This window comes from Stenotrophomonas sp. STEN013, assembly GCF_056760355.1.
In genome coordinates, this window is sequence record NZ_JBRREO010000001.1 from 322,354 (window position 1) to 343,140 (window position 20,787).

Here is a 20,787-nt window from a genome sequence, read left to right on the forward strand (position 1 = left end):
TTTGCCAGACGCCTCACAGCAACTGGCGATTCAACCATGCCCGGGCAAACCGCAGATCACGATCCACCGTCGGTGCGGAAATGCCCAACACCATGGCGATCTCATCCCGGCTCATGCCACCGAAATAGGTCAGCTCGATGGTGCTCGCCGCACGCGGCTCCAGCTCGGAAAGCTGGTTCAACGCCTGATGCAGCGCCAGCACCTCGTAGCCGATGCCATTGTCATCCGCGGCTCCTTCGGCATGGGACAGGGTGAGTTGCTCGGCATTGCCGCCACGCTTTTCCGCCGACCGCGCGCGCAGGTGATCCACCAGTACCGAGCGCATTTTCAGCGCCGCCACCGCGATGAAATGGGTACGATCATGGTAGTCGGCCTGCGTCCCCAGCAAGCGCAGCAGGGACTCGTTGACCAGCGCCGCCGGCTGCAACGTTCCTGCAGTATGGTTGGCCAGCCGATTGCGGGCGACAAGCATCAAATCGGCATACAGCGCATCGAACAGGTGCTCACGCGCCTGCAGGTCTCCCTGCTGCCACCGGTGCAGCAATTGCGTGATCTGGTTGCTCAACGAACGTCCTGGTACACAGATGTGATGCCCTGATGGTAGAGCGCACACCTGATACTGCCAACCGCCTGTGCCTGGCCGGCCGGCTCGCAGGGACCACAAAAAAGGCCCCGGATCGCTCCGGGGCCTTCTTGAAAACTGGTGGGCCGTGATGGATTCGAACCATCGACCAAAAGATTAAAAGTCTTCTGCTCTACCAACTGAGCTAACGGCCCAAACAAACAGCATGCGCCGTTTGCCGGGTGCGCATTCTACCGCAGAAATACCGAAAACAGGAAGTCAGGCGTAATGCGTCGGGTCCGTCAGGCCCGCTACAGCGAAGCCGTCGGCGCGAAGCCGGCAGGCATCGCAATGACCACACGCTCTGCCCTCCGTATCGGCCTGGTAGCACGACACGGTGAGGCCGAAGTCGACGCCAAGGCGCTGCCCTTCGCTGGCGATCTGCGCCTTGCTCAGGTGCTGCAACGGTGCATGGACGCGGATGCCCGCGCCCTCCACACCCGCCTTGGTCGCCAGATTGGCAAGCGTCTGGAAGGCGGCAATGAATTCGGGTCGGCAATCCGGATAACCGGAGTAGTCCACCGCATTCACGCCGCAGAAAATATCATTGGCGCCCAGCACCTCGGCCCAGCCGAGCGCCAGCGACAGCATGATGGTGTTGCGGGCCGGCACGTAGGTGACCGGGATACCGGCGCCGCCGGCTTCGGGCACAGCGATATCATCGGTCAACGCCGAGCCGCCGATGCTGCGCAGATCCACGTCGACCACCTTGTGCCCAGCCACGCCCAGTGCCGCCGCGACACGTGCCGCGGCATCCAGCTCGGAGGTGTGGCGCTGGCCATAACGCACGCTCAGCGCGTAGACCTGATAGCCCTGCTCCTGGGCAATGGCGATGACGGCGGCAGAATCCATGCCGCCGGAGAGAAGCACAACAGCCTTCTTCATGGGAATCGTCCGGTTGGGGAGGGAATGCCAGCACGCTGTCCCGCGCCGGATTTTTGAAATATCGGATCAACAATCAAAGCGCCGATGAAATCCCGCATCCGCTTGCGCATACGCGGCTCAGCGGCCGGGGGCGTCATTCCACAGCAGTTTGTGCAGCTGCATCTGGAACCGCACCGGCAAGCGGTCAGCGACGATCCAGTCGGCTAGCTCACGTGCGCTGACCTGCGACTTGCTGGGCGAAAACAGGACCATGCAACGCCCGGGGAGGTCATGCTCGACCAGCATCGACTTGGCCCAGTCGTAGTCGGCGCGACTGCAGATCACGAACTTGAGCTGATCGCGCGCCGTCAACAACGCAATGTTCTCAAGCCGGTTGCGCGCCATTTCCGCCGAATCCGGGGTTTTCAGGTCGACCACGCGCGACACGCGCGGATCCACCTCGGCAATGTCCAAGGCGCCGGAAGTCTCCAGCGAGACCTCCAGACCTGCATCGCACAACTTCTGCAGCAGGATCAGGCAGCGCTTCTGCGCCAACGGCTCTCCCCCGGTCACGCAGACATGCCGCACGCCCTGCCGGAGCACCTCGTCGACAATCGCGTCGATGTCCCACCAAGTGCCGCCATGGAACGCATACTCGGTATCGCAGTACTGGCAACGCAGTGGGCAGCCGGTCAGGCGCACGAAGACCGTCGGCCAGCCGACGCTATCGGCCTCGCCCTGCAGGGACAGGAAAATTTCGGTGATCTTCAGTCGCGGCAATGGCGACTGCACGATCTCGCTGGGGACAGCGGCACTGGGAGAATTCATAGTCACATCAGCCGCACCGACGGGTGCGGCATCACCTCAACGCAGCTGCCGGCCAAGCCGGATCGACTGCAGTCGATCCTGGGCGGTACGGGCCGCATCACTGCCGGGAAAACGGGATACCACCTGCTCCAGGGTCTGCTGCGCCAACGCTGCATCGCCATCACCCAGCTGCGACAGGCCAAGCTTCAGCAAACCGCCGGCGGCCTTGTCATGGGTGGGATAGCGCGCGACGAGATCACTGAACTGCGTCTCGGCCATCTTGAAATTGCGGGTGGCGTAATAACTTTCGCCGAGCCAGTACAACGCATTGGGCGTGTAGGCGGCATTGGGATACAGCTCGAGGAAGCTCTGGAACAGCTGCGCCGAATCGGCATAGTTGCCTGCTTTCAACGCATCGAACGCGACGTTGTAGGCGGCGCGCTCGTCACCGGCCGACGCCAGCGCACCGGCGTCACCACGCACCGTGGGCGGACGTTCCGCAGCAGCCGCTGTCGGCTTTGCGGCCGCAGCGGCGGGCGTCACTGCGCCAGTGGCTGGAGCTGCTGGAGCGCCAACACCGCCCTCAAGACGGTTGAGACGACCATCCAGGTCCAGATACTGATCGCGATTGCGCTGCTTCAGCTGTTCATTTTCATGCTGGAGCTGTTCGATCGTGCCTTGCAGCGACTGCAGCTCGGTACGCAACTGCTGCAGCTGGTTGAGCATGTCGGTATTGGCCTGGCTGTTGTTGACCTGCTGCTCGAGCACGCCAACGCGATCGGCCAGACTCTGCCGCTGTGCATACGCGGGTGCAGCAGCCGAAACGGCTGCCGCGACCGCGAGCATCAGTGTGATGCCGATACGCATCGATTACTGCGCGGTGTAGACGATTTCGACGCGACGGTTCTGCGACCAGCAGGACTCGTTCGACTCGGTGCACACCGGACGCTCTTCACCGTAGGACACGACGGTCAGCTGCGAAGCCGAGCCACCGTTGGCCTGCAGCGCGGAGTTCACGCCGTTGCCACGACGCTCGCCCAGAGCCTGGTTGTACGCGCGCGAACCACGCTCGTCGGTGTGGCCCTGCAGGGTGATGCGCGAGGACGGACGGTCACGCAGATACTTGGCGTGGCAGGCCATGATGGCCTGGAATTCCGGCTTGACCGAATCCTGATCCAGGTCGAAGTAGACCACGCGCTGGCGCAAGCAGGCGTCGGTATCCAGGTCGCCCGGGCCATACAGACCCGAGGTGGACGGAGCCGGTGCCGGAGCGGTCGGGGTGGTATCGACCGGAGCAGCAGGCTGTTCCTTGACCTTTTTGGAGCAACCGGCCAGCGCGGCCACGGACAACAGCGAAACGAGCAAAACGCGAGTGGACTTATTCATGGCGATAACTCAAGGCTCCTAAGCCGGTGTTGGGGTTTAATGCAACTGCGATATTAACATTTTATCAACGCGCGGCACGGTAGGGGCCCCACGAAGGTTCCCTGACATCACCATCCGCCAAGACCAGTCGCTGGCGCACCCGCGCATCCGCCGACACGGCATACAGCACACCACGGCCACCTTCGCGGGCGGCGTACAGCACCATGCTTGCATTCGGGGCGAAACTGGGAGACTCATCCAGCGATCCCGGCGACAGCGTGCTCCAGCGGGGAGACCCCAGGCTGCTGTCCATCATCGCGATCTTATACGTATTGCCGCTGCCTTGCGCCATGACGATCTTCTTGCCGTCAAATGAAACGCTGGGGGTGGCGTTGTAGTTGCCCTGGAACGTCACACGGCTGGCGCTGCCGCCACTGGCCGGGACCTGGTAGATCTGCGGACGACCGCCCCGGTCGGAGGTGAAATAGATCGAGCCGCCATCCGCCGCCCAAGTCGGCTCGGTGTCGATACCGAAGTGGTTCGTCAGCTGGGTCAGCTGCTTGCTGCCCAGATCCATCACATAGATTTCCGGATTGCCGCTGCGCGACAGGGACAGCGCCAGCCGGCGGCCGTCCGGGGAAAACGACGGGGCACTGTTGATGCCACGGAAGCTGGTCAGCAGTTCGCGCGCGCCGGTGGAAATGTCCTGGATGTAGATGGAGGAATTTCCACGTTCGAAGCTGACATAGGCCAGCTTGCGGCCATCCGGGCTCCAGTTGGGCGACAGCAGCGGTTCGGCCGAACGCACGATGGTCTGCGGATTGAAGCCATCGGAGTCGGCCACCATCAGCGCATAGCGCATGTTGGCGCCCTTGCCGCTGGCGGTGATGTAGGCGATACGCGTCCAGAACGCGCCGCGGACACCGGTGATCTTCTCGTAGATCGCATCGGCCATCTGATGGGCGACATCACGCATCGCGTTGGAGCGTGCGGTCATCGCCAGACCCAGCATGCGCTCGCCCTTGGCGACATCGAACAGCTCGTACTCCACCCGATAGGCACCGGCGCCGGCATCGAGCACACGCCCCACCACCAGGTAGTCCTGCTTGAGCGCGCGCCAGGTCGGGTACTGCACCTCGCTGCCGCGGGTCGGACGCTCGACAATCTGCGCCTCGGGCAGACTGCGGAACTGGCCGGAGCGCTCCAGATCGGCGCGCACCACCGCCGCGACATCGGTCTGCGGCGCGACCGAGCCCTGATACGGCATCGGCACGACAGTGATCGGCATTGCCGATGCATTGCCACCGATGATGTCGATTTCCAAGCCCTTCTGCTGCGCCATCGCCGCAAGCGGCAACAGCAGGACAGCGAGGGCAACCAGCCAGCGATGCATTTTCTTCATGGGAGGCTCAACGGTACGGATCAAGTCAAAGAGGGATAGCAGCACGCGGATGAACAGTTTCGCAATTGTGAACGAACACCCTGTGAAATTCCGCCAACTGCGGAAAACGGAGTCCACCACCATGGCTACTTGAGCAATCAGAGCAAGTGGCTACCGCGACCTGCCCTGCGCTCAGCGATCCTGCGCCTCGAAATTGAAATTGAGGTTGCGCTGGAACACCGATTCGAATCCGCGATAGGGCAGCGGCTGGGCGCGCCGCACCGCGGCCTCCACCGAACGCCTGCCGGCCTCGTCATAGGGACAGCCCGGTGCGAATTCGACATCCATCACCTCTCCCCCGGGCAGCTGACGGATGGTGAGGCGGCAGCGCTGGCCTCGCGGGATGGAATCCGGACGTATCCACTGGTTGAGCACCGCCTGCTGGATCGCCGCCGCATATTTGGCGGTGAGATCCGTGCTGGTCCCCCCCTGCCCCGGTGCGGGCGATGTCGGCCCGGCACTTCCGGCACTGCTGGACGATGCAGCCTGGGCTTTGGCGCGCGCATCGGCCACCTGGCGCAGACGCTGCTCGGCGAGCTTGGCCTCGCGCTCGGCCTGCTCCCGCTTGCGGCGGATCTCGGCGATCTTCTGCTGCCGCTCCTGCTCGGCCTTGGCCTCGTTGGCCTGGCGCTGCTGGTCGGCCAGCTTCTTCTGGCGGTCGGCTTCTTCCTGCTGCTTGGCCAGCCTCAGCTTCTGCTCGGCCTCCTCCACGCGCTTGCGCTCGGTCAGATCGATCTGCTCCTGGCGGCGCTTGGCCTCCTGCTCCTGCCGGGCCTTCTCCTGCGAGATCGCCAGTGCACTGACGCGCTCCTGGTCCACCGTATCGGGCTGGGCGATGCGTTCTTGTGCATTGTGCTGCTGCGGAGTCGGCGCATCCTGCGGGCGCGGCTCGGGAATCGGCTGCGGCGGCGGCACGGTGTCTTCGGGCACCGGTTCGGGCTGCACGTCCTGCACCGGCTCGGGCAGGTCGGGCAGCTTTTCCGAAGCACGCAACGCCTGGCGTGCGGCTGCCGCCTCGGCAGCAGAAAGCTCAAGGCTGGCCTCCACCGCCGGGCTCCCGGCAGCGGCGTCGGTCGAGCGCGAGGGCGACCAGACCCAGGCGATGATAAAGATCGCCGCAACCAGCAGATGCACCAGCAAGGCCAGTACGACCGGCAGGCCCCACTCGCTGTTGGAATCGCGCGGCGGCGGCAAAGCGTCAGCGTGCATCGGTCGCCAGACCCACCTTCTCGATCTTCGCGGCCTTGATCACGTCCATCGCCGCGACGACCTTCTCATAGGTCACGGTCTTGTCGGCGGCGACGATCACGCGCAGATCCTTGTCCTGCGAGGCCAACGCGCCCAGCTGCGCCTGCAGCACACCAGCCTCCATGGCTTGCGGGTCCTTGGCTTCGGGCAGCTTGAGGCTGAGCTGGCCATCGGCGCGCACCGAGACGATCACCGGATCCTGCCGGCTTTCCAGCGCCTTGGCGGTGGAACTGGGCAGATCGACTTCGAAACTGAGCGTCAGCAGCGGCGCGGTCACCATGAAGATGATCAGCAGCACCAACATCACGTCGATGTACGGCACGACGTTGATCTCGGACTTGAGCTTGCGGCGCTTGCGGCGGGGTATGGCGGCGGTCATGTTCTGGGCTCCTGCGGTCAGAGGAAAGCGCGGAGGCGCTTACTCGTCAGCGCCGCTCTGGCGCTGCAGGATGGAGCTGAACTCTTCGGCGAAGGTTTCATAACGCACCGACAGGCGCTCCACGCGGGTTGTGAAACGGTTGTAGGCCCACACTGCCGGGATGGCCACGAACAGGCCGATGGCGGTGGCGAACAGCGCTTCGGAGATGCCGGGCGCGACCGAGGCGATACCGGCCTGCTCACCGCTGCTGATCATGTCGTGCATGGTCACCATGATGCCGAACACGGTACCGACCAGGCCCACATAAGGGGCGGTTGAACCGATATTGGCCAGCAGCTCCAGGTTGCGCTCCAGCCCGTCCACTTCACGGGCATAGGCGGTGCGCATGGCGCGCTGCGCGCCTTCCAGCTGGCTGCGGCCGTCCAGGCCGCGACGATTCTGCATCCGGGTGTATTCGCGGAAACCGGATTCGAAGATCGCTTCCAGACCGTCCACCGACCGGTTGCGATCAGTCGCCGCCGAATACAGCTTGCCCAGATCGGCCCCCGACCAGAAGCGGTTCTCGAAATCGTTGGCCTCGCGATCGGCGGCCTTGAACACGCGCGCCTTGCGGAAAATGATCACCCAGCTGATGAACGAACCGGCCAGCAGCAGCAGCACGATCAGCTTGACCGGGATACTGGCCTTGATCATCAGATCCAAATAGTTGATGCCACCGCCGTGGCTGGCCTGGGCAACGGTCTGCGCAGCTGCGGCGCTGACATCGGCCGGCAGGGCCTCGGTCACGGTGGCCTGCAGGGCCAGAAGCAAAGCGATCATCCGGTCTTCCTCAGTATTGCTTAAGCGGTTTGTGTTTGAAGGGGTTTGAGCGTTGCGTACAGCGTTTCATCAATGGGCTGCGGACGGAAATCCGCTGCGCTGACGGCGGCAAGCCGGACCTCGGCACTGACCAGCAGTTGGTCCTCTCGCATCACCGCCTGCGTCATCAGCAGACTGGCCCACCGGCATCGCACCAGTTCCACCGTGGTGGTCAGTGCATCGTCCAGCCTGGCCGGTTTCAGGAAATCCAGCTTCATGGCACGGACCACAAACACTTGTCCGCCCCCATTGCGCATGGCTTCCTGCCCATAGCCCAGCGCGCGCATCCATTCGGTGCGGGCGCGTTCCATGAACGCCACATAGCGTGCGTGGTAGACCACACCACCTGCGTCGGTATCTTCCCAGTAAATGCGTGTCGGCCAACTGAACCGGGCCTCAATCGTCATCGCGCTGCTCCACAAACAGATCCACCGGTGCCGGCGCGGCCTTGGGCTTCAGCCCCATGTGGCGATAGGCCTTGTGCGTGGCCATACGCCCTCGCGCGGTACGCACCAGAAAACCCTGCTGGATCAGATAGGGCTCGACCACGTCTTCGAGCGTACCGCGCTCTTCCGACAGGGCGGCGGCCAGCGACTCGATCCCGACCGGGCCGCCATCGAAATATTCGACCATCGTGCGCAGCAGGCGCCGATCCAGCTCATCGAAGCCTTCCGGGTCGACCTTGAGCATCTGCATGGCGGCCTGCGCGACGTTCTGGTCGATATGCCCACTGGCCTTGACCTGCGCATAGTCGCGCACGCGGCGCAGCAGGCGGTTGGCGATGCGCGGGGTGCCGCGCGAACGGCGCGCGATCTCGCCGGCGCCTTCGGCGCTGCAATCGATCCCGAGGATGGCGGCCGAGCGCCGGACGATACGGGTCAGCTCGTCGGCCGAATAGAACTCCAGCCGCTGCACAATGCCAAAGCGGTCACGCAGTGGCGCGGTCAACAACCCGGCCCGGGTGGTGGCGCCGATCAGGGTGAACGGGGGCAGATCCAGCTTGATCGAACGCGCTGCCGGGCCCTCCCCGATCATGATGTCGATCTGGAAATCCTCCATCGCCGGGTACAGCACTTCCTCGACCACGGGCGAGAGGCGATGGATCTCATCGATGAACAACACATCGTGCGGCTGCAGGTTGGTCAGCAGCGCGGCCAGGTCGCCGGCTTTCTCGATCACCGGGCCGGAGGTGACCCGCAACGCCACGCCCAGTTCGTTGGCGATGACGTGGCTGAGGGTGGTCTTGCCCAGCCCCGGCGGGCCGAAGATCAGCACATGGTCCAGCGCCTCGCCACGCGATTTTGTCGCCTGGATGTAGATATCCAGCTGCTCACGCACGGGCGCCTGGCCGAGATAGTCGGCCAGGGTGCGTGGACGGATGCTGGCATCGGCCACCTCGTCCTCGCGGGTGGCGCCGGCGCCGATGATGCGATGATCAGTCATCGCGCAATTATGCGCCAAGCGCGCGGCAAGTTACGGGCATACGGGCTAGATCTCCACCTGCGCACCCAGCTCGACCAGACGGTTGCCCGGAATCCGGAAGAAGCCGGTGGCCGGGGCCGCGTTGCGATGCATGAACGCAAACAGCTTGTCACGCCAGATCGGCATGCCGCGATTGGCGCTGGCGACGATGGTTTCGCGGCTGGCGAAGAACGTGGTCTCCATCGGATCGAAATAGATGCCGCCGTGGTCGCATGAGCGCATCAGCGCCAGCGGGACGTCCGGCGTTTCCATGAAACCGTAGCGCACCTGGATGCGATAGAACTCGTCCCCCACCGAATCGATCTTCAGCCGCTGCGCATCGGCCGCATACGGCACCGGCAGGGTTTCCACGTGGAGGAACACATTGCGCTCGTGCAGCACCTTGTTGTGCTTGAGGTTGTGCATCAGCGCGTGCGGCACCACCGCCGGATCGGCCGTCAGGAATATCGCCGTGCCCGGTACACGCACCGGCGGTGCCAGCATCAGCCCGGGCAGGAAGGTATCGATGCGGATACCGTCCTTGCGGATCTCATCGCGCAGCAGTTCGCGACCACGCCGCCAGGTGCGCATCATCGTAAACAGGGCCACCCCCAGCACGACCGGGAACCACGCCCCCTGCAGCAGTTTGGCGCCGTTGGCGATCACGAACCCCAGGTCGATGACGAAGAAAACCACGCACAGCGCGACGATGGCATGCCGCGCCCTGGGCCACAGCGCACGCGCCACCAGCGCCAGCAGCAGGGTGTCGATCAGCATCGTGGCCGACACCGAGATGCCGTATGCCACAGCCAGATTACTGGAACTGCGGAACGCCAGCACCAGCCCGAACACCATCACCGCCAAGCCCCAGTTGATGCCCGGGATGTAGATCTGGCCGATGGTGTCGTGCGAGGTATGCAGGATGCGCATGCGCGGGATGTAACCCAGCTGTATGGCCTGGCGGGACACCGAAAATGCGCCGGTGATCACCGACTGGCTGGCAATCACCGCCGCCATCGTCGCCAGGATGATCATCGGGTACAGCGCCCATTGCGGCACCGCTTCGAAGAACGGATTGGACACCGCATCCGGCCGCTGCAGCACCAGCGCGCCCTGGCCCAGATAGTTCAGGACCAGGCACGGCAATACGAAGAAATACCAGGCATGGCGGATCGGCGGCGCGCCGAAGTGGCCCATGTCCGCATACAGCGCCTCGCCACCGGTCACCGCCAGCACCACCGCACCGAGAATGAAGATGCCGTGCCAGCCATGCTCCAGGAAGAAGCGCGCGCCCCACAGTGGATTGAAGGCCTTGAGCACTTCCGGGGCACTGACCACGTTCCAGATGCCGATCGCCGCCAGCGACAGGAACCAGATCGTCATCACCGGTCCGAACACCTTGCCGACCTTCTCGGTACCGAAACGCTGCGCGGCGAATACCGCGGCCAGCACCACCAGGGTGATCGGCACAACGAAATGTCCCAGTCCGGGCGCTGCGACCTCCAGGCCCTCCACTGCGCCCAGCACCGAGATGGCCGGGGTGATCACCCCATCACCGAAGAACAGCGAGGCGCCGAAAATACCGAGAATGCCCACCACATAGGCCGAGCGCGAGCCGTTGCGCAGCGTGCGCTGGGCAAGCGCCATCAACGCCATGATGCCGCCCTCGCCATCGTTGTCGGCGCGCATGATGATGGTCACGTACTTGAGCGTGACCACCATGTTCAGCGCCCAGAACGCCAGTGACAGCACGCCCAGCACGGTGTCGTGGTCGCTGGTCAGCCCGTAGTGCGGCGAGAACGCCTCCTTCAGGGTGTACAGCGGACTGGTGCCGATGTCGCCGAACACCACGCCGATGGCGCCGATGACCAGCGCCAGACCACCAGCGGTGCCGTGGCCGGAATGTGGCGCGGAAGAGTCAGACTGCGGGGAAACGTGGGACATGGAAGTCTCGATTGACGTCATACAGCCGGATGGGCACCGCGCCTCAGCGCAGCGCCGATTGCAGCGCCTTGCGGATGACGGTGGCGACATCGTCGCCCTCGCCGCCGGCATCGCGCGCCATCTTGGCCGCCTCGGCCGGTCTATAGCCCAGTTGCTGCAAGGCCACTGTCGCCTCGGACACCGGATCGGCCCCGAGCTGTCCGGCGATGGGCGCACCGCCGCCGGTGAAATTGGCCGCGCGATCACGCAGCTCCACCACCATACGCTCGGCGGTCTTCTTGCCGATGCCCGGAATACGGGTCAATGCGGCGACATCGCCGGTCTGGATCAGCCGCCCGAACTCGTCGACGCTGACCCCGGAAAGCACCGCCAGCGCGATTTTCGCGCCGATGCCCGACACCTTCTGCACATCACGGAACAGGCGGCGCTCACCTTCGCGCAGGAAGCCGTACAGCGACACGCTGTCTTCCTTCTGCGCGTAGTGGGTGAACAGGATCACCTCGCGGCCGACATCGGGCAGGTCGTAGAACGTGCTCATGGGCGCCTCCAGCTCGTAGCCGACGCCGTTGACGTCGATCACCAGCCACGGCGGGGCTTTGTACGCGAGGATGCCGCGCAGGCGTCCGATCATGCCAAGTTCCTCATTTGCGACTCCAGGCCTGGCGCACATCCACGCCCAGCCGGTTGGCCGTGGCGCGCACATGCGCATGGGTAATGGCAACGGCCAGCGCATCGGCGGCATCCGCCTGCAGCTTGCCCTTCAGGTTCAACATCAGGCCCACCATATGCTGGACCTGTTCTTTCTGCGCGCTGCCGCGCCCGACCACCGCCAGCTTGATCTCGGTGGCCGCGTATTCGCTGACCTGCAGATCCCGCATCACCACCGCGCAGATCGCCGCCCCGCGGGCTTGGCCCAGCTTCAACGCCGAGTCGGCGTTCTTGGCCATGAACACCTTCTCGATGGCCACTTCCTGCGGCCGGTATTCCTCGATCAAGGCGTGCAGGCCATCGGCCAGCCGCTTGAGCCGCAACGCAAAGCCATCGGCGCCCAGCAGCACCAGCGGGGCATGGTAGACGTGGCTGGCGCGGCCGCTGGCATCGATATCGATAATGCCGACACCGGTGCGTTGCGAGCCCGGGTCGATGCCGAGGATGCGGGTCATTGGAGGGTCTGCCTGGATTTGGACGGCGGCCATGATCCGCCACCGCCGTCTCAATCAGTAGGACGGGAACGGCCGGTCAGGCCCGCTCGAGGCTGGCCTGATCGACGTTGGAATACACGTCCTGCACATCGTCCAGATCTTCAAGCATGTCCAGCAGCTTCTTGACCTGCACAGCGGTGTCGGCATCCACGGCAATGTCGTTGTCGGCGCGGAAGGTGATTTCGGCATGGTCCGGCGTCAGCGCCACCGCTTCCATCGCCGCCTTCACCCCCAGGAATGATTCCGGGGCGGTGATCACATCGATCGCGCCATCTTCCGGATAGACCGCGATGTCATCTGCACCGGCCTCGATCGCGGCCTCGGTGATTTTTTCCTCATCGGCGCCGGGCGCGTAAGCCAGCACGCCAAGGCGCTTGAACATGAAAGCCACCGAGCCCTCGGTGCCCATATTGCCGCCGCACTTGCTGAAGGCATGGCGCACATCGGCCACGGTACGCACACGGTTGTCGGTCAGACAGTCCACGATCACCGCCACGCCGCCCGGAGCATAGCCTTCGTAGCGGATTTCCTCATATTCAACGCCTTCCAGCTCGCCGGTCGCCTTCTTGATCGCGCGCTCGATCACGTCCTTGGACATGTTCGCCGACAGCGCCTTGTCGATGGCCGTACGCAAGCGCGGGTTGTTGTTGGGGTCGCCTCCACCACCGCGTGCGGCCACGCTGATCTCACGGATGATCTTGGTGAAAATCTTGCCGCGCTTCGCGTCAGACGCGTTTTTGCGGCCTTCGATGGAAGGACCTCTACCCATGGGAATACCGTACATCTGTCAGGAACAGGGCGTGAATTCTACCCGATCGCCGCGCCGGCACCTGTCACGCCACCCGTCGTCCCCGATCACGGTCAAACCGCCCTTCACGCAGGAACGCCGCGGTCTGCCGCGCCACCTCCGGCGACAGCACCAGCCCGCTGTGGCTGACCGGCACCACACAATGGTCGGCCAGTCCCTGCAGACGGGTCTCGGCCAGCGCCACGGTGCCATCGGAATCGGCATGCACCGCGCCCAGCAGGGCCCCCAGGCCGTGCGGCACCGAGCCGGCCACCAGCCCCACCTCGGCCCGGCCCTGCCACGCCGGCAATCCGTGCCGCAGCAGTCCGCCGCTGCGCCCCAAGGCCGCCGCCCAGCCATGACCGGCCAGGGCGCGCGCGGTTTCGCTGCCGCACAACGGCGAGCCCAGGCACACCACCCGGGACACTTCCAACTCCGGCGCCACCCGCAGGGCCTCCAGCGCCACCAGCCCCCCGAGGCTATGCCCGACCAGCGCGACCGGGCCGCGACCACGCAACCGCTCGATCAGCAGCGGCACCGCCACCTCCGGGCCACCGAACACGCTGGGATAGCCGAAACTGTTGACTGAAAAGCCCTGCGCGCGCAGCCGCCACGCCAGGGGGCCGACCCAGGCGCGGGCGTTCCAGATGCCATGCAGCAGCAGTACCGGTGATGTCATTGCGTCCACCTTGCGCCGCTTGCGGCGCCCGTGCTCCATATCGATACGGGGAGTGATAGCCGACCCACGGGCAATCCCGGGTGAAGCAAGTGTTGGGTGGCCATAGCCGGCGCTAGGGTGAACGGCGCAGGATGAACTCCCGGTCGCGGACCCGGCCCACCGGGAATTCGTACTCGCCGGCTTTCTCAAAACCGTGCCGGCCATAGAAGCGCTGCGCGCCGAAGTTTTCCGACCACACCCCGATCCACAGCGTGCGCGGGCCCTCGCGCTCCAGCCATGCCAGCGCGGCCTGGAACAGGCGGCTGCCCCAGCCGCCATTCTGATGGCCCTGGAGCAGATACAGGCGCTTGAGCTCCCCGTCGCCGGGACGCACCTGCGGATGCGGCAGGCCACACGGTCCGGCGGCGGCATGACCTACGGCCACTCCATCGCATTCGAGCAACCACACCGCATAGTCCGGATGCTCCAGGATCACACGCTGGCGGGCCGCCGGATACGCTTCGTCCAGAAACGCCTGCAGATCCTCCGGCGGATAAAGATGCCCGAAGGTCTCGACAAAGGTACGTGTAGCCAGCGCCGACAAGGTGTCGGCGTCGTCAGCAGTGGCGCGGCGGAGCGTGTAGCGATTGTCGATCACGGGGTTTCCGGCGGTACGGGAACGATGCCCAATCTATCCGGCGGTACTGCCATCGGATAGGACCGCCAACGCCCCCCTCCAGATGCATTGGCGGCGGGCGCCCGGCGCTCATCAACGCGACCGGGCAGCCATCAAGCGGCGGGCGGAACTTATTCCTTGGCCGCCTTCGGACGCACCTGCACGTGCACCTCGGCCAGCTGCGCGTCGGCGATCGGCGAGGGCGCGTCGGTCATCAGGCACTGTGCGCCAGTGGTCTTCGGGAACGGGATCACGTCGCGGATCGACTCGGTGCCGGCCATCAGCGCGGCGATGCGGTCGATACCGAAGGCGATGCCGCCGTGCGGCGGTGCGCCATAGTTCAGGGCATCCAGCAGGAAGCCGAACTTAGCGCGCGCTTCTTCAGCACCGATGCCGAGCAGCTCGAACACCGCACCCTGCATCTCCGGGCGATGGATACGGATCGAACCGCCGCCAATCTCGTTGCCGTTGAGCACCATGTCATAACCGCGCGACACCGCCGTCTTGGCATTGGCGCGCAGGTCGGCCACGTCATCCACCGCCGGTGCGGTGAAGGGATGATGCAGGGCGACGTAGCGCTGCTCTTCCTCGTCCCACTCGAACATCGGGAAGTCGGTGACCCAGAGCGGGGCCCAGCCATCGGCGACCAGGTTGAAGTCCTTGCCGGCCTTCAGGCGCAGTGCGCCCATGAAGTCGGAGACCTTGTTGTAGCCGCCGGCGCCGAAGAACACGATGTCGCCATTGCCGGCGCCGACATGGGCGACCAAAGCGGCGAAGCCTTCTTCGCTGAAGAACTTCTGGATCGGCGAGCTGATTTCACCGTTCTCGCCCACCTTGATGTAGGCCAGACCCTTGGCACCGTACTTGGCGGCGTGGGCGGCGTATTCGTCGATCTGCTTGCGGCTCAGACTGGCACCACCCGGGATGCGCAGCGCGGCCACGCGGCCGTCGGCGTCATTGGCGGCCGCGGTGAACACCGGGAACTCGCTGGTCTTGACCAGCTCGGCCACGTCCACCAGTTCCAGCGCGATGCGCAGGTCCGGCTTGTCCGACCCGTAGCGGCGCATCGCCTCGGCCCAGGTCATGCGCGGGAAACTGGCATCGAGATCGACGTCGACTACTTCCTTGAAAATCGAGCGGATCATGTCCTCGACGAAGTCCTGCACATCGCGTTCGCGCACGAAGGCGAACTCCATATCCAGCTGGGTGAACTCCAGCTGGCGATCGGCACGCAGGGCTTCATCGCGGAAGCAGCGGGCAATCTGGTAGTAGCGGTCAAAGCCGGCCACCATCAGGATCTGCTTGAACAGCTGCGGGCTCTGCGGCAGCGCGTAGAACTCGCCCGGGTGCATGCGCGCCGGCACCAGGAAGTCGCGCGCGCCTTCCGGGGTGGCCTTGGTCAGGATCGGGGTCTCGATATCCTGGAAGCCGCGCGCATCCAGATGACGGCGCAGGGCCTGCACCAGCTTGATGCGGGTGCGCTGCATGCGCTGCATTTCCGGACGGCGCAGGTCTAGGTAACGGTACTTCAGGCGGGTTTCCTCGCCCGGGTTCTCGTGGGCGTGGAACGGCAGCGGCGCGGCTTTGTTGAGTACGGTGATGGCGGTGGCGATCACTTCCACCTTGCCGGTGCGCATTTTGTCGTTGACCGCGTGGCGGGCGCGCACGACGCCTTCCACCTGCAGCACGTCCTCGTAGCCCAGCGAGGCGGCCACGGCGAACACCTCGGCGTTGTCCACCTCCACCGTCACCTGCACGATGCCTTCGTGATCGCGAAGATCAATGAAGCAGACGCCGCCCTGGTTACGGGCCACGTCGGTCCAGCCGGCGAGAGTGATGGTTTGGCCGATCAAGGTCTCATCGACCAGGCCACAGAAATGGGTACGCATGGAAAAGCTCCGCAGGGGATGCCAGCGCGCAGCGGCGCCGGTGAAGGTTTTATATCAGCCAAGGCCGATCAAGCCGGTTATTTTGCGGCCCGGGCGGTGCGGGAGCAAATCCGGCGACCAGTCACGCCCGCTTAAGCGGGTGGCGGACTATAGTCGGCCACCTCCGGAACTGAATGGGGATGTCACCATGAAACGCCACCTCCTGCTTGCCTGCCTTGCCGCGACCCTGCCCGGCGCGCTGTTGACCGCCCTGCCAACCACCGCACAGGCCCAGGCCACCCGCGCCTACGCACCCGAGGACCTGCGCCAGCTCAATCGCGCCGACCGCGCCCGGGTGATCGAGCGCGAATACGCCGACCAGTCCGGCGGACGCCGCATTCCCGACGACCAGCTGGAGTTCTACCTGGACCAGGTCAATTCCGGCTGGGGCTTCTCCCGGATCAAGCAGGACATCGCCACCTCGCTGCGCGGCAATGGCGGAGGCAACTGGAGCGGGGGCGGCAACGGCAATGCCGGCACCCTCCGCTGCGAGAGCAATGACAACCGCCAGCGGGTCTGCAATACCGGCTGGCGCCGCGCCACTCTGGTCCGCCAGTTGTCCAAGACCCAGTGCATCGAAGGCCGCAACTGGGGCAGCGGCAATGGCACGGTATGGGTCAGCAACGGCTGCCGCGCTGAGTTTGCCGAGGGCCGTGGCGGCACGGGCGGCAACTGGAACGGCAATGCCGGCACGATCCGCTGTGAAAGCAATGACAACCGTCGCCGCGAATGCACCACGGGCTGGCGCCGCGCCACCCTGGTGCGTCAGCTGTCAAAGACCCAGTGCATCGAGGGCCGCAACTGGGGCAGCGGCAACGGTACGGTCTGGGTCAGCAATGGCTGCCGTGCCGAATTCACGGAAGGCCGTGGCGGTGGCTGGGGCAATAACGGTGGCAACTGGAATGGCGGCAACAGCGATTACAGCGTCACCTGCAGCAGCGATGACAACCGCATGCGCTCCTGCGCCTGGGACCGCCGCCAGGGGCGCCCGGTGGTCATCCAGCAGTTGTCCAGTACCCCGTGCGTCGAAGGCCGCAACTGGGGTTACAGCGGCAACAGCGTGTGGGTGAACGCCGGCTGCCGCGCGCGCTTTGGCAGCCGCTGAGCACCGACCCGGCTCCTGCCGGAATAGTGAAGAAGGGCGCCTATCGGCGCCCTTCCTTTTTCCGCTCAGCTCTCGCTGCCCCACGGCGCGGGCGGCAGCGCCACCGGCGCGGTGAGATCGAATTCGACCTGGAACAGCCGCCCGTCCGGGCGCGACAGCTCGTAGACGAAGCGCTTGCCCGCTTCCAGCTCCATCGCCCAGGTATTGCGCACCGAGCCCTGCAGACCCTCGCGCTGGAACAGCGCCACCGACTCGGCATCCACCGGGAAGCGCTGCCGCGTCACGCTGCCGGCGTCCTGGGTGTCACCGCCGTACATCGTGGTGGCATCCGGACTGCCGTCCTCATGGCGGTGATCGTGTTTCAGGCGCAGCCCCCCGGCGGTGCGGGTCAGCACCCAGGTCCGCGACCGGTCATCGCCGACATGGAACGGCACGCGCAGCTCCTGGGTCGGCGCATCGCAGCCGCGGACATGCATTACCAGCGGCTGGCCCTCGAAGGCATCGGGTGTGGCCGTGGCCGGCTGGTTGGCGACCACGCGCCCGGCGAACGCCTGCCCACAATGCCGCGCCAGCGCCGCCAGGAACTGGTCGGCCGGCGCCGGGTCCGGACGGGCGATGCGCCCGGCATCGAGAGTGCCCGCAAAGGCCGGGGAAACCGCACCGCCGGCCAGGGCCAGCACGCACATCAGGGAATGCGAAAGTTTTTTGTTCATCCGGCGACCCTAGCCCGCCGTGGATTGCCGGGCAAGCGCCTGCCTAGGGCCTCGCATTGGCTGTTGCGGCGCGGGCGGTTGCCAAGGCCGCCCGCCACTGGCGGGTGATCGGCGAATCATCGCCATATACCGGCACCGCCGCGGCGAGCACCGCCTGCCACGCCGTCACCGCCTCGGCCCACGCACCACGCTGCTGCGCCAGTCGCGCACGCAGTACGTGCTGGTTGATCGCCGCGAACGGACTGGCCTGCACGACCGGTTCCAGCGCCGCAAGCATCGCCGCCGCCTCGTCCAGACGCTGTTTGCCGATCAGCCACTCCGTCCAGGCCTGGCGCACGCGGATGCCATTGGCGCTGTTGGCGGGAATACGCGGCAGCCATTGCCGGTACGCCCGCTGCAGCAGCGCGTCACCCTCGTTCCTGCCCAGCCGGGTCAGCAACAGGCCCAGCTGCAACGCCGCATCCAGCGTATCGGGATGATCGGCGCCGATCACCGCCTCGCGCGTGGCCAGCACCGTGCGGTAGTCGGCCTCGGCACGGCGCATGTCGCCGGTCCCCACCGCCAGCTGCGCCGCCGTTTCCAGTACCAGCGAATAGCCGTAGCTGTCTTTGCCCTGCACCGCGACCGTCAGCCGCAGCGCTTCATCCAGATAAGGCCGCGCGCGGACATACTCACCCTTGCGGATCAGCGTGGCGGCCAGCCGGTTGTTCTCGCTGGACACATACACACTGTGTTCGCCGAAAATCTTCGGTGCCCGCGCCAGGTTGGCCTCGAACAGCGTCACCGCCTCCGCCAGCCGGCCGCTGTCGGCCACGGCCAGGCTGCGCTCGGTATGGCTGCCCCAGTAGTCGAACGACATCGGTCCAAACAGGCGCTCGAACATCGGCGTGGAACGGTCGAACATGGCCAGCGCGGCGGCCAGGTCGCCCTTGCGCCGGTAGAGCATGCCCAGGTTGTCCTGCAGCACGCCGATGAACTGCTCGCGCCGGCCGGCCTCATGCCGTTGCAAGGCCTGTTTGAACGCCGCTTCGGCCTCGTCATAGCGCTGCTCGGACAGCAACGCCAGTCCCAGCGAGTTGTAGGACTGCGCAATCCGGAAGCTGTCCGGCGCGCCCTCGCCCAGCAGCGCCAGCGAACGGCGCGCCAGACGCTCGCCCTCCTTGCCGAAGCGATCGGCCGAATAGGTGCTGGAGGCCATATTCAGACTCTGCGCGGCCAGATCGATGTTCTTTGCGCCACCGGCCTGCGCCAGTGCTTCGGCAGCGGCCTCCATCAGTGGCCGGGCCCTGCTGGAATCCCCCAGATTCTTGTAAGCCAGCCCTATCACCGCCTTCAGCCGCGCGCGTACTTCCGGTGCGGTATCCAGATCGGTGTCCACCTGCACGGCGGCCCGGTCCAGCACTTCCCTGGCGCTGATCGTTTCTCCGCCCCGCAGTCCCTTCTCGCGCGGATCGGCCGCCTGGAACATGGACACCAGAAAGCCGCTGACCTGTTCGGCGACCATGGCCTCACGCTCGGCCTCGGCCCGGGCCTGGCCCAACCGCCAGACAAACCCGGCCGCCAGCAGCAGCCCTGCCGACAGGGCCGCCATCCCCTTCCAGTTGCGCCGCAACCAGCGACCGGCGCGGTACCCACGCCCACCCTTGCGCGCCCGCACCGGGCGGTGTTGCAGATAGCGCCGTACATCGGCCGCCATCGCCTCGACCGAGGAATAGCGCTGCTCCGGCAGCAGCGCTCCGGCACGTACCACGATGGCATCCAGGTCACCGCGCAGCGCGCGCCGCTGCCTTGAGCCAAGACCGACCCGCAGGCTGGGCGCGACCACCGCCGCGGCGGAAGCCCCGGCAGCGCGGCGCACGCATCCGCCCGCCAGCAGTTCGCCCAGCACCACCCCCAGACTGAACACATCGCTGGCGACACCCACGTTCTGGTTGGACTGCAACTCCGGGGCCGCGTAGGCCGCGGTGAAGAACGGCTCGCGCACGCCGCGCTCTTCGCCCTCCAGCAGCCGCGACACGCCAAAATCCAGCAGCACCGGCTCGCCATCGGCGCGCACCAGGATATTGGAGGGCTTCAGGTCGCAGTGCAGCACCAGCTGCGCATGCGCCGCCTGCACCGCGCCGCAGACCTTCAGGAACAGAGCCAGGCGCTGGGGAATATCCAGGGCCTGGCGGCGGCAGTACTGATCCAGCGATTCGCCACGGACGTACTCCATGACCAGATAGGGATTGCCCGCCGGCGTGCTGCCACCGTCATACAGCCGCGCGATGTTGGGATGCTGCAATCCGGCCAGAATGCGCCGTTCCGCGGCCAGCCGCTCGGCCACCCGGGGTCCGGGTTGACCGAGCAGGAACTTGATCGCCACCTGCTGCGCGTACAGGCCATCGGCACGCTCGGCGCGGAACACCACGCCCATGCCCCCACTGGCCAACCGCTCACACAGACGCCACGGTCCGATCCGTTCACCCTCATTCAATTCCGACACTGCCGCGGCGGTCAGCAGCTGCTCCATCGGCGCGCGTGCGCGGCCCAGATCGCAGGTCTGTGCCTCCAGCAGCCCAAGGGTTTCCGCGATGACCTGCGGATCGGCGCTCAACCGCGCCAGCTCGGTCCGCCATTGCGACGGATCCAGCGCGCACACCGAGTCGAAAAGCTCCCGCACCTGCTGCCAACTGTCCCGATCCACCCGCATCCCCTGTGCCTGCAGGGCGCCGCTTTGGCGTCCCGCT

At 65.7% G+C, this 20,787-nt stretch carries 21 protein-coding genes and 1 tRNA gene; 1 reads left to right on the forward strand and 21 read right to left on the reverse strand.

The window, feature by feature from the left end; genetic code table 11:
* Positions 1 to 13: 13 nt before the first annotated feature.
* The 19 genes from ACVOMH_RS01415 to aspS form a co-directional block, all read right to left on the reverse strand.
* The gene (locus ACVOMH_RS01415; protein WP_054657602.1) at positions 14 to 565 is read right to left on the reverse strand and encodes an ECF-type sigma factor; all 552 of its coding nucleotides are present in this window, start codon (positions 563 to 565) and stop codon (positions 14 to 16) included.
* A 136-nt stretch (positions 566 to 701) separates the two neighbouring features.
* A tRNA-Lys gene (locus ACVOMH_RS01420) sits at positions 702 to 777 on the reverse strand.
* Between the two features lie 64 nt (positions 778 to 841).
* The gene (gene queC, locus ACVOMH_RS01425) at positions 842 to 1,507 is read right to left on the reverse strand and encodes a 7-cyano-7-deazaguanine synthase QueC (protein ID WP_481550803.1); all 666 of its coding nucleotides are present in this window, start codon (positions 1,505 to 1,507) and stop codon (positions 842 to 844) included.
* A 117-nt stretch (positions 1,508 to 1,624) separates the two neighbouring features.
* Positions 1,625 to 2,314, reverse strand: coding sequence for a 7-carboxy-7-deazaguanine synthase QueE (queE, locus tag ACVOMH_RS01430; protein WP_481523717.1), 690 nt, complete (start codon positions 2,312 to 2,314; stop codon positions 1,625 to 1,627).
* Positions 2,315 to 2,350: 36 nt separating this feature from the next.
* Positions 2,351 to 3,160 (reverse strand): tol-pal system protein YbgF, encoded by an 810-nt coding sequence (ybgF, locus tag ACVOMH_RS01435; protein WP_481550804.1) that lies wholly within the window; start codon positions 3,158 to 3,160, stop codon positions 2,351 to 2,353.
* A gap of 3 nt (positions 3,161 to 3,163) precedes the next feature.
* A complete protein-coding gene (gene pal, locus ACVOMH_RS01440; RefSeq protein WP_054657596.1) occupies positions 3,164 to 3,679 on the reverse strand; it encodes a peptidoglycan-associated lipoprotein Pal in 516 nt (171 codons plus the stop codon).
* 64 nt (positions 3,680 to 3,743) lie between these two features.
* Complete coding sequence (gene tolB / locus ACVOMH_RS01445) at positions 3,744 to 5,060, reverse strand: Tol-Pal system beta propeller repeat protein TolB (RefSeq protein ID WP_054657594.1); 1,317 nt, start codon at positions 5,058 to 5,060, stop codon at positions 3,744 to 3,746.
* A gap of 171 nt (positions 5,061 to 5,231) precedes the next feature.
* Positions 5,232 to 6,308, reverse strand: a complete 1,077-nt coding sequence (gene tolA, locus ACVOMH_RS01450; protein WP_481523719.1) for a cell envelope integrity protein TolA — start codon at positions 6,306 to 6,308, stop codon at positions 5,232 to 5,234.
* On the reverse strand, positions 6,298 to 6,726 hold the full coding sequence (gene tolR / locus ACVOMH_RS01455; RefSeq protein WP_054657591.1) for a protein TolR: 429 nt from the start codon (positions 6,724 to 6,726) through the stop codon (positions 6,298 to 6,300). Before tolR ends, tolA begins: the two co-directional genes overlap by 11 nt.
* A 39-nt stretch (positions 6,727 to 6,765) precedes the next feature.
* A complete protein-coding gene (gene tolQ, locus ACVOMH_RS01460; RefSeq protein ID WP_054657590.1) occupies positions 6,766 to 7,545 on the reverse strand; it encodes a protein TolQ in 780 nt (259 codons plus the stop codon).
* A 20-nt stretch (positions 7,546 to 7,565) separates the two neighbouring features.
* Positions 7,566 to 7,991 (reverse strand): tol-pal system-associated acyl-CoA thioesterase, encoded by a 426-nt coding sequence (ybgC, locus tag ACVOMH_RS01465; RefSeq protein WP_481523720.1) that lies wholly within the window; start codon positions 7,989 to 7,991, stop codon positions 7,566 to 7,568.
* Positions 7,981 to 9,027, reverse strand: coding sequence for a Holliday junction branch migration DNA helicase RuvB (ruvB, locus tag ACVOMH_RS01470; protein WP_054657585.1), 1,047 nt, complete (start codon positions 9,025 to 9,027; stop codon positions 7,981 to 7,983). The genes ybgC and ruvB overlap by 11 nt, the downstream gene beginning before the upstream one ends.
* 45 nt (positions 9,028 to 9,072) lie before the next feature.
* Complete coding sequence (locus ACVOMH_RS01475) at positions 9,073 to 10,989, reverse strand: potassium transporter Kup (RefSeq protein ID WP_481550805.1); 1,917 nt, start codon at positions 10,987 to 10,989, stop codon at positions 9,073 to 9,075.
* 43 nt (positions 10,990 to 11,032) lie between these two features.
* The gene (gene ruvA / locus ACVOMH_RS01480; RefSeq protein ID WP_481550806.1) at positions 11,033 to 11,620 is read right to left on the reverse strand and encodes a Holliday junction branch migration protein RuvA; all 588 of its coding nucleotides are present in this window, start codon (positions 11,618 to 11,620) and stop codon (positions 11,033 to 11,035) included.
* A gap of 10 nt (positions 11,621 to 11,630) precedes the next feature.
* Positions 11,631 to 12,152 (reverse strand): crossover junction endodeoxyribonuclease RuvC, encoded by a 522-nt coding sequence (ruvC, locus tag ACVOMH_RS01485; protein WP_054657579.1) that lies wholly within the window; start codon positions 12,150 to 12,152, stop codon positions 11,631 to 11,633.
* Between the two features lie 76 nt (positions 12,153 to 12,228).
* A complete protein-coding gene (locus ACVOMH_RS01490; protein WP_481523722.1) occupies positions 12,229 to 12,960 on the reverse strand; it encodes a YebC/PmpR family DNA-binding transcriptional regulator in 732 nt (243 codons plus the stop codon).
* Positions 12,961 to 13,024: 64 nt separating this feature from the next.
* Positions 13,025 to 13,657: a lipase family alpha/beta hydrolase gene (locus tag ACVOMH_RS01495; protein WP_481550807.1), complete on the reverse strand. Its 633-nt coding sequence runs from the start codon at positions 13,655 to 13,657 to the stop codon at positions 13,025 to 13,027.
* Positions 13,658 to 13,769: 112 nt separating this feature from the next.
* Complete coding sequence (locus tag ACVOMH_RS01500; RefSeq protein WP_054659723.1) at positions 13,770 to 14,291, reverse strand: GNAT family N-acetyltransferase; 522 nt, start codon at positions 14,289 to 14,291, stop codon at positions 13,770 to 13,772.
* A gap of 152 nt (positions 14,292 to 14,443) precedes the next feature.
* Positions 14,444 to 16,201 (reverse strand): aspartate--tRNA ligase, encoded by a 1,758-nt coding sequence (gene aspS, locus ACVOMH_RS01505; RefSeq protein ID WP_481550808.1) that lies wholly within the window; start codon positions 16,199 to 16,201, stop codon positions 14,444 to 14,446.
* A gap of 187 nt (positions 16,202 to 16,388) precedes the next feature.
* Between aspS and ACVOMH_RS01510 the strand changes: the two genes are divergently transcribed.
* Entirely contained in the window at positions 16,389 to 17,345 is a 957-nt protein-coding gene (locus ACVOMH_RS01510; protein ID WP_481550809.1) for a DUF3011 domain-containing protein, read from the forward strand.
* 65 nt (positions 17,346 to 17,410) lie between these two features.
* Here ACVOMH_RS01510 and ACVOMH_RS01515 read toward each other — a convergent pair whose 3' ends face one another.
* Together ACVOMH_RS01515 and ACVOMH_RS01520 are read right to left on the reverse strand one after the other, a co-directional pair.
* The gene (locus ACVOMH_RS01515) at positions 17,411 to 18,058 is read right to left on the reverse strand and encodes a hypothetical protein (protein WP_481550810.1); all 648 of its coding nucleotides are present in this window, start codon (positions 18,056 to 18,058) and stop codon (positions 17,411 to 17,413) included.
* Positions 18,059 to 18,101: 43 nt separating this feature from the next.
* A complete protein-coding gene (locus ACVOMH_RS01520) occupies positions 18,102 to 20,744 on the reverse strand; it encodes a serine/threonine-protein kinase (protein WP_481550811.1) in 2,643 nt (880 codons plus the stop codon).
* Positions 20,745 to 20,787 lie beyond the last annotated feature (43 nt).